Annotated in this window: 12 protein-coding genes; all 12 read left to right on the forward strand. The window is 63.6% G+C overall.

Going from position 1 to position 8,947, the window contains the following annotated elements; translation table 11 throughout:
• On the forward strand, positions 1-901 hold a 901-nt coding region (locus tag VGH68_RS20870), incomplete at its 5' end, for a terminase TerL endonuclease subunit (RefSeq protein ID WP_331605596.1).
• A 20-nt stretch (positions 902-921) separates the two neighbouring features.
• The gene (locus VGH68_RS20875) at positions 922-2,253 is read left to right on the forward strand and encodes a phage portal protein (protein WP_331605597.1); all 1,332 of its coding nucleotides are present in this window, start codon (positions 922-924) and stop codon (positions 2,251-2,253) included.
• A 4-nt stretch (positions 2,254-2,257) separates the two neighbouring features.
• Positions 2,258-2,977 carry an HK97 family phage prohead protease gene (locus tag VGH68_RS20880; RefSeq protein WP_331605599.1) on the forward strand — a complete coding sequence of 240 codons (720 nt, stop codon included), beginning with the start codon at positions 2,258-2,260 and terminating at the stop codon, positions 2,975-2,977.
• 12 nt (positions 2,978-2,989) lie between these two features.
• The gene (locus VGH68_RS20885) at positions 2,990-4,186 is read left to right on the forward strand and encodes a phage major capsid protein (protein WP_331605600.1); all 1,197 of its coding nucleotides are present in this window, start codon (positions 2,990-2,992) and stop codon (positions 4,184-4,186) included.
• 12 nt (positions 4,187-4,198) lie between these two features.
• Positions 4,199-4,774, forward strand: coding sequence for a head-tail connector protein (locus VGH68_RS20890; RefSeq protein ID WP_331605601.1), 576 nt, complete (start codon positions 4,199-4,201; stop codon positions 4,772-4,774).
• Between the two features lie 2 nt (positions 4,775-4,776).
• A complete protein-coding gene (locus tag VGH68_RS20895; RefSeq protein ID WP_331605602.1) occupies positions 4,777-5,118 on the forward strand; it encodes a phage head closure protein in 342 nt (113 codons plus the stop codon).
• On the forward strand, positions 5,115-5,639 hold the full coding sequence (locus VGH68_RS20900; RefSeq protein ID WP_331605603.1) for an HK97-gp10 family putative phage morphogenesis protein: 525 nt from the start codon (positions 5,115-5,117) through the stop codon (positions 5,637-5,639). The genes VGH68_RS20895 and VGH68_RS20900 overlap by 4 nt, the downstream gene beginning before the upstream one ends.
• Positions 5,636-6,004 (forward strand): tail completion protein gp17, encoded by a 369-nt coding sequence (gene gp17 / locus VGH68_RS20905; protein WP_331605604.1) that lies wholly within the window; start codon positions 5,636-5,638, stop codon positions 6,002-6,004. The genes VGH68_RS20900 and gp17 overlap by 4 nt, the downstream gene beginning before the upstream one ends.
• On the forward strand, positions 6,001-6,933 hold the full coding sequence (locus VGH68_RS20910) for a phage tail tube protein (protein WP_331605605.1): 933 nt from the start codon (positions 6,001-6,003) through the stop codon (positions 6,931-6,933). Before gp17 ends, VGH68_RS20910 begins: the two co-directional genes overlap by 4 nt.
• A 10-nt stretch (positions 6,934-6,943) precedes the next feature.
• Positions 6,944-7,276, forward strand: coding sequence for a hypothetical protein (locus VGH68_RS20915; protein ID WP_331605606.1), 333 nt, complete (start codon positions 6,944-6,946; stop codon positions 7,274-7,276).
• A 29-nt stretch (positions 7,277-7,305) separates the two neighbouring features.
• On the forward strand, positions 7,306-7,473 hold the full coding sequence (locus VGH68_RS20920) for a hypothetical protein (RefSeq protein ID WP_331605607.1): 168 nt from the start codon (positions 7,306-7,308) through the stop codon (positions 7,471-7,473).
• A 4-nt stretch (positions 7,474-7,477) separates the two neighbouring features.
• Positions 7,478-8,947, forward strand: a 1,470-nt coding sequence (locus VGH68_RS20925) for a hypothetical protein (RefSeq protein ID WP_331605608.1), incomplete at its 3' end; no start/stop codon positions are given.

An 8,947-nucleotide genomic window follows, 5' to 3' on the forward strand; every position in this document is an offset into this window, starting at 1 on the left:
CGACGAGGAAGAGGATCCGTTCGAAGACGAGACGTGCTGGATCAAGGTAAACCCGTCGCTCGGCTACACGATCCAGAAAAGCTACCTCGACGAACAGGTGCGGCAGGCGCGCGGCATGCCGTCGCTCGAATCGACGGTGCGCCGCCTGAACTTCTGTCAGTGGGTGGACGCGGCCGATCCGTGGATCGATGGCGACCTGTGGCGCGCGTGCGAGTCCACGACCCTGAGCGTCGAGGACTTTCGCGGCGCGACCGTGTACGGCGGGCTCGACCTGTCGGGCACGCGTGACCTGACCGCGTTCGCCGCGGCGCGGCGCAACGAGGACGACACGTGCGACGCGTTCGTGCAGATCTTCACGCCGGCCGAGACGATGGTCGAGCGCGACCGCATGCAGAAAACGCACCTCGTCGAATGGGCGCGCGACGGTTACGTGTACGCCATCGGCAAACGGGCCATCGACGAAGGCGCGATTGTCGAGCGGCTTCAGGACCTGATGGCGATGATGGATATCGAGGGCGTCGCGTTCGACCCGTACCGCATCAAGTACCTGACCGGCAAGCTCGACGATGCGGGCGTGGTGCTGAACATGATCCCGCACGGCCAGGGCTTCGCGCGTTCGACCGAATCGGGCCTGTGGATGCCGCACTCGATTGAACTGGCCGAGCGGCTGATCCTCGACGGCCGGCTGCGCGTGATCTTCAACCCGTGCCTGAGATGGAACACGGCGAGCGCGATCATCGAGGCCGATTCGAAGAACAACCGCATTTTTACCAAGCGCCGCAGCACGGGCAAGATCGATGCGCTGGTGGCGCTCGTGATGGCGATTGGCTACGCCTTCAACGATGCCGAAGGCGAACAGGACATCGACGACTTCCTGAACGACCCGCTGTTCGTCGCCTGATTCCCCCCGAAGGACCCGACATGGCCGATATCCGCTACAACACCCCGCAGCGGCAGATGGAACTATCGCTGCTCGATCCGGCCGGGTGGCTGCCGCGCGCGTTCAACCAGGCGCTCACGTGGCTCGGCGGCTGGTTCGGTGGCGGTAACGTCGACCAGCCCGGCCAGCAGATCAACACACCCTATGGCGACTATTACGCCGGCAGCGAGACGCAGGCGATGCAGGTTTCGACCGTGTGGGCCTGCATCCGCCTGATCACCGAGACCATCGGCACGCTGAGCGTGAACGTGTACGAGCGCACCGCCACCGGTCGCAACCTCGTGCGCAGTCACCCGTTGAACTACGTCCTGAACGTCGCGCCCAACGACCGCAACACGCCGGTTGAACTGCTCGAATCGTTCGGCATGAATCTCGCCATCGACGGCAACTGTTACGCGCGCGTGCTGCGCGACGGCAGCGGCGATGTGGTGAGCCTGCAGCCGCGCGCCAGCCAGCAGATGACGCTCACCGAGCAGGAAGATAACTCGTACTTCTACAAATACGAGTTCGGCGGCCAGCAGATCACCTACCAGCCGGCACAGATCTTTCACTCGAAGCTGATGGGCAACGGCATGAAGGGGCTGTCGCCGCTTGGCTACGCGAGGCGCGCGATTGCGAACCAGCTGGCGCTCTCGGAAAACGCGCTGCGCTTTAACGCCAAGGGCGGCAAACCGGCCGGCGTGCTGATGATCGATCACGTGCTCAAGCCCGAGCAGCGCGCGGCGGTGCGCGGGAACTTCGCGGACCTCGAAGCGGGCGGCTCGGCGGCCTCCCGCCTGTTCGTGCTCGAAGCCGGCATGACGTACCAGCAGCTATCGATCTCGCCGGCCGACGCGCAGATGCTGGAGCAGCTGAAGTTCGGCGTGGATGACATCTGCCGGGTGTTCCGCGTGCCTTCGTTCCTTGTTAACCAGTACGAACGCAACACGACATGGGGCAGCGGCATCGAGCAGATGGACCTCGGCTATTCGAAGTACACGCTTCAGCCGTACGTGACGCGGCTCGAATCGTCGATGAACCGGTGGCTGCTCAAGCCCAGCGAGCAGCTGCGCTATTACGTCGAGTTCAATCTCGAATCGTTGCTGCGCTCGGACAGCGCGGCGCGCAGCGCCTACTACTCGACGATGGTGCAGAACGGGCTCATGTCGCGTAACGAGTGCCGCGCGAAAGAGAACCTCGACGCGCGCCAGGGGGCCGACGATCTCACGGTCCAGCTGAATCTCACGCCGCTGCAGAAACTTGGCGACGAGCCGCCGCAACCGGGCAGCCAGCAACAGGGCGCGAAGGTCCCCACGCAACCCATCAAGGAGTGATGCCATGAGCCGCAAACAGTTCGGAGACGTTGTGCATGGTGCGGTCATCAGCACTATCGAGGTCAAGTTCGATGCCACGCGTCAGGGCAGCTTCGAGGGCTATGCGTCGGTGTTCAATAACGTCGATTCGTGGGGCGATATCGTCCTGCCCGGTGCGTTTGAGAAGTCGCTCGCGAAGAAGCAGCAGGTACCGATGCTGTTCAATCACTTCATGGACAACCTGATCGGCAAGGCCGCCGACATGAAAGAGGACGACGTGGGCCTGAAGTTTACCGGGCGGCTCACGCCTGGCGCGTCGATGTCCAATGACGTCTACCAGCACATGAAGGCCGGCGCGCTCGATGGCGTGTCGATTGGCTACCGTGTGCAGCCAGGCGGCGCGGACATGGACGGCAAGATCCGCAAGCTGTCGGACCTCGACCTGATGGAAATCTCGATGGTGATCGCGCCGGCCAACAAGCTCGCGCGGGCCGATCTCGGCTCGCTGAAGGCTGACTTCGATCCCGACGAACTGGAATCCCTCGCAGATGTGGAGATGATCCTGCGTGAAGCAGGCATGACCCGCATCGAAGCCAAGTCGATGATCGCACGGGTGCGCGATCTCGTCCTGCGTGATGCAGGCAAAGGTGATGACAAGCCCGACCTAGAAGTAGTCGTAAAGGCCGGACCCGAGGAAGCGGCCGAGGTGATGTCGCTGATTCGTGGTTTGCAGATCAAGGCTTAAAGGAGCGTCATCATGGATATGACAGAAATCAAGCGCGCGCTTGAAGAAACGTTCGGACAGGTGCGCGACGCGCAGACCAAGACCGCCGAAGAAATCCGCACCGAACTCAAGGGGCTCGAAGAACGGTTGCAGAAACACGATATCAATATCATCGACCTGTGCCAGAAATACGCGGGCCTGTCGGATGTCGGGCGCAAGAGCGCGCGTGCCGAGACCATCGGCGAGTACTTCGTGAAGTCCGATGCATTCAAGGCGATGATCGGTGGCGGTAATGCGGGACGCGCGCGGGTCACGCTCGAAGGCGAGCAGCTGAAGGCGGTCGCGCCGATCTTCGAGACGATCGATCCGAACCAGTACCCGGTAGCGCCCGACATCCGCCCGAACATCATCGCGCCGGGCATGAACGATGTCTGGATTCGCGACCTGCTGCCGGGCGGCACGACCACCAGCAACATGGTCGAGTATCCACGTGAGAAAGGCGGCGACATCATTGCCGACTACCAGACCGAGGGGCAACTCAAGAAACAGAGCGATCTCCAGTTCGAGATGGCGCAGGCGCCTGTTGTCACGATTGCACACTGGCTGCTCGCGAGCCGTCAGGTGCTCGATGACGTGCCGATGCTCCAGTCCTACATCAACACGCGTATGACCTATGGCGTGCGGATGAAAGAGGACCGCGAACTGCTCACCGGCGACGGCGCGACGGGTCATATCAACGGGCTGATCCATCAGGCGGCGGCGTTCGTCGCACCCAATGGCGACTGGAACAGCGTGGACGTCATCCGCCTGGGTATGGCGGCAGTACAGGCGCACTACTACAACCCGACTTTCGCCGTGCTCAATCCGCTCGACTGGGCCACGATCCAGCTGATGAAGAACGAACAGGGCTCGTACCTGTTCGGCACGCCGCTCGCCCCGGTGTCGCCCCGGCTGTGGAACATGAACATCGCCTCGACCTATGCGATGCCGCAGGGCCAGTTCCTCACGGGCGATGCACGTCAGGCGATGGTATGGGACCGTCAGGCGGTCAACGTCGAGGTGTCGCGCGAGGACGTGGACAACTTCCGCCGCAACATGGTGACGATCCTCGTCGAGGAACGGCTCGGCCTCTCGGTATTTTCGCAACTGGCGTTCGCCACCGGTTCGCTCACGGTGGCCGCGCCGGGTAGCGAAACCAAGGCAGCCCGCAGCGCGAAGTCGTCCTCGTAACGCGGAGGCATCATGGAAGCCGTCGTCATCGCCGCGAAAGATGCGGCCGAACCTGTTCCGCTCGATCTCGCCAAGCAGCACTGCCGCATCGACACGGACGATGATGACGGCCTGCTCGAAGCGGTCTACCTGCCATCCTCGCGCCAGAGTGTCGAGCAGTACACCGGGCTTACGCTACTGGCGGGCGAGGTCACGGTGATGGTGTGCGGGTGTGAGGTCGCGCGCAATGCGATTCATGTGCCCGTGCAACCGGTCGCGTCGGTGTCGGCACTGAGCGCCATCGACAGCGAGGGCACCGAGACCGTGCTCGATCCCGTCGAGTACGGCATCACCGTGACCACCTTCATACCCGGTACCGAACAGCTGGTACTCAGCACGAAGGCGCTGCCGTCAGCCACGCTCTACCGCGTGACGTATGCGACGGGCTTTGCTGACGATACCTGTCCGCCGAACCTGAAGCTGGCGATCCTCGAATACGTGGGCGACGCCTACGAGAACCGCGAAGCGCAGCAGAGCCAGTACGGGCTGAACGAGAATCCGCGCGCCGTGCGTCTGATGGACCCGTTCCGCCTCACGTTCGGAGTCTGATCATGCAGGCCGGCCGGATACGTTATCGCCTCACCTTCGAGCGTGCCGTGAAGCTGAAGAACGACGCGGGCGAGATCATCGTCGATGAATGGGTCGTGGCGTTCAGGGTATGGGGTTCTATCGAGCCGGTGAGCGGTCGCGAGTATCTGACCGCCTCTGAATTCCGCGCGGGCATCACCACGCGCATCCGCGTGCGCTGGCGCGATGATCTCGATCCGTCGCTGCGCATCGTATGCGCCGGCACGATCTACAACATCGACGCCATCCTGCCCGTGCAGGGACTTCACAGGGAGGCGCAGATCATGTGCGGCTCGGGTGTCATCACTGAAGGGGGTTCGCCGTGAAGTGGATCACCGTCGATTCGAAGGTCGAAGGTCTGGCCGAACTCGAACAGTTTCTCCGGACGCTGCCCGACCAGATGCAGCGCTCGATGCTCACCAGCGCCCTGAAGGCCGCCGCCGCCCCGATCCTCAAGCAGGCGCAGACCAACGTCTCGCTGCTGTTCAACCATCCCGGCGCGAACGGCAAGCCGAACCGCTATTCGGGCGTGCTCGCAGCCGGCATGCGCACGGCCAAGGTCAAGGGCTATTACGCGGTCACCGTGAACGTGCAGCTGAAGACCAAGGGAGTCGACAGCACGCCGCAGACCATCCACGGCGTCAGGAAGCCTTACGGCTGGGACCCGTTCTATGGACGTTTCCTTGAGAAAGGCACCTCGAAGATGGCAGCGAAACCGTGGCTCCAGCCGGCCGCGCTCGCGCAGCAGACCGCAGCTGGCACGGCGATGAACGCGTCCCTGCAGAAGCGCATCGCCGCGTGGTGCAAGAAGAACGGTGTCAGGTACGAGCCGGGAGGTCCGCTATGACCGAGAGCGAGATCGCCGCCGCACTGAACCAGGCCCTGCCCGACAGGGCTTTTTTAATGCTCGTGGCGCAGGGCACACCCGAGCCGTATCTCGTGTTCCAGCGCATCTGGCAGGGGCCGGTGAACACGATCTGCGGCTATCAGCAGGCCGATCAGGTGCGCTATCGCATCGACAGCTATGCGAAGACCCACAAGGACGCGCTCGCCAACATGGAAACCGCCATCGCCGCGCTGCGCGCCTGTCCCGATCCACCGCTTGTCGAGAACGAACAGGACCTCTACGAGCAGGACACACGTCTTCATCGAACGATGATCGACATCACCACCTGGACCCAGCCACCGCAACCTGAAGAGGTGTCGCAATGAAAAAGGCCATCAGCGCGCAGAACACGAAGATGTATCTGGAAAACCCGAACGCCGCGCCGGTCGCGAGCGGCAAGCTCACGAGCGCCAGCGCCTCGACGCCGTGCGTGGTCGTGTTCGATGACGTGTCGAAGGTCGCCAACGGCGCGCCGGTCTATATCACGGGCTCGGGCTGGACCTCGATTGACAATCAGGAGTGGGTGATCCAGAACCTCGACAAGGATGCCAAGGCCGCATCGCTCGCGCAGAGCGACACGTCGGCGGAGACCGCGACCCTCGGCAAGGATGCCGCGTGGACCATCAACGCGTTCGCTGACGTATGCGCACAGTCCTACCAGATCAACCAGACGCCGGCGACCAGCATCGACACCACGACCCTGTGCGACGAGGAAAAAACCTCGCTCGTCGGGTTCCGCGATCCGGGCACGCTCACCTTCGACTTCTTCATCGATCCGACCGACCCGGACTATCTCGCCCTGCTGGAAGCCTACGACGATGGCGAGGAACGCATGTTCGAGATCATCTATCGCAACGGCGCGGTGCGCACGCTGCCGGTGATCGTGCAGTCCATCAACGAGACGGGCGGGGTCGATCAGGCGGTGCATGGTGCCGCGACGCTCAAGATCACGGGCCAGCCGATCCTCACGCAGCCGTCGCAGGCGGCGGCCTGTCCGTATGTGCTGACGGTGGCCGTCGCGCCGCTCTCGGGTCCGTCGCCGCTCGCCGTGACAGTCACCCTCACCGAGACGGGCGGGCATGCCTCGAACTTCGCGATTGACTACGGCGACGAAACGACCGACACGCTACCGGCCGGCACGGTCACGAAGGAATACACGTATGCGACGGCCGGCAGCTACACCGTGACAGTGACGCCGAACTTCAAGGGTATCCCCGGTTCCGTGATCTCGTCGGCACAGGTCACCGCCTCGTAGGAGCCCGCCCATGACCGATCTTTCCCAACCGGCCTCGCCATCGGGCTTTGATCTCGAGTTTCACAGCGAGATCGTCAAGACGCGCTGCTTTGGCGACGTGACGGTGCGCGACGTGGGCGCCGACACGCTGGAGCGCATCGCCACCCGGAGCGCGGACCTGAAGGACATCCGCGCCATGATGGCCGACCTGCTGTGCGAGGCGGCCACCGGCGCGAACGGCGAGCGCTTCACGCCGGATCTGCTCGCGCGTCTGCCGGCGCGTGCCTTTCAGGATCGCATCAACCTGCTGAACGCCGTCGCGCGCGTGAATGGCGTCAGCGCCGATGACGTGGGAAAAGCCTGACCGCTCCGGTAACGCGCCTCGTCTTTGCGGTGGCCGCCCATCTGCATATGACGGCCGGCGCGGTCAGGAAAGGTATGAGCGCGTTCGAACTGATGTGCTGGGGTCATCTGCTGGCGCAGGCCGCGAAGCCCGCCGCGCCCCCTGAATCGAAGCCCCTCGAACTGAGTGTCGAGGACGAGATCGCCGCGTGGAGGTAACGTCATGGCATCCGCAGGAACCCTGATCTTCCAGCTGGCCGCCGATGTGTCGCAGCTGCGCACCGACATGCAGAAGGCGCAGGGCACGATCTCGGAGTCGCTGAAGTCGATCCAGGAATCGACGTTGGCCGAAGCCGTGATGACCGGCATGGAGTACGCCACCGAGTTCGCCAAGGGCTTCGCCGAAAAGATCGCTCAGGCCATCGAGCAGGCCGACGCGATGGGCAAGATGGCGCAGAAGATCGGCGCATCCACCGAGGCGCTGTCGGGGCTTGCCTACGCGGGCCAGTTCGCGGGCGTGCAGATGGACGATCTCGCGCTTGGCTTCAAGGGGCTGGAAAAATCGCTGCTCGATGCCCGCGATCCGCTGTCGAATTCGGCCGCGGCATTCCGCGCGCTCGGGCTCAATGTCAAGGATCTTCAGGCCGAGAACCCGGCCGACGCGTTCAAGGATATCGCGACCGCCTTCAGCAAGTTTCAGGACGGTGCGCAGAAAGCGGCGGTCGCCACCGAGGTCTTCGGCAAGCAGGGCGTGAACCTGATCCCGCTGCTCAACCAGGGCGCGGCCGGTCTGAACGCCGCGACCGCCGAGGCGGAAAAGCTCGGGCTCGTGATCTCGCAGGACACGGCCGACGCGATGGGCGAACTGAGCGACAACATGCACCGCATGAGCGTGATGTCCGAGGGCGCAGCCGCGCAGCTGGCGCAGCAGCTTGAACCGGCCTTCGAGTTCGTGATCGACGTGATGCGCGACTTCAGCACGGAAGGCACGGCGCTGAATTCCACCCTGAAGGTGGTCGCTGAAACCATCAGGTCCTTTATCGCGGTGGTGTACGGGCTCGGTACCGCTGTCGGCTCGGCGGGCCAGTTTCTCGTGGCGCTCGACGGCGCGATGACCAAACTCGTTACCGGCCAGATCAGCATGAAGGACGCCGGCGAGCAGATCGGTGCGGCATGGCAGAAAGGTGCGGGACAGATCGCGGACGCCAACACGAAGATCGACAGGCTGATGGGCACCCACCAGCAGTCGCTTGAAGAACGCGTGGCCGGTGAGGATGCCGCGTGGGGCAAGGTCGCGCAGCGCGCCGCATCGACGGGCAAGGCGGTGCTGGACTACACCGGCCAGCTGGACGCCAACGCGGAAGCGCACCGCAAGGCGACGGAAAAGGTCAGCGACTACGAGCGCATGCTCGAATCGCTGTCCGAGCAGCTGCGCAAGGCGGCCGCCAACGGCGACGTGATGCAGGAACTGATGACCGATCCGAAGTTCGCGAAGATGACGAAGGACCAGCAGCAGAACCTGATGGACCTGACGACAGCTTACGTCAGGCTCACCGCTGCGCAGAAGCAGCAGACCGACCAGAAGCAGGCCGAACAGAAGGTGATCGACGAGGCCGACAAGGCATGGGTGCAGCACATCGAGACGCTGCGCGAGTACGCCAAGACCGTGAAGGACGCCATCGATCCAACGCAG

The sequence above is a fragment of the Paraburkholderia sp. genome, assembly GCF_036488505.1.
Taxonomy (GTDB): domain Bacteria; phylum Pseudomonadota; class Gammaproteobacteria; order Burkholderiales; family Burkholderiaceae; genus Paraburkholderia.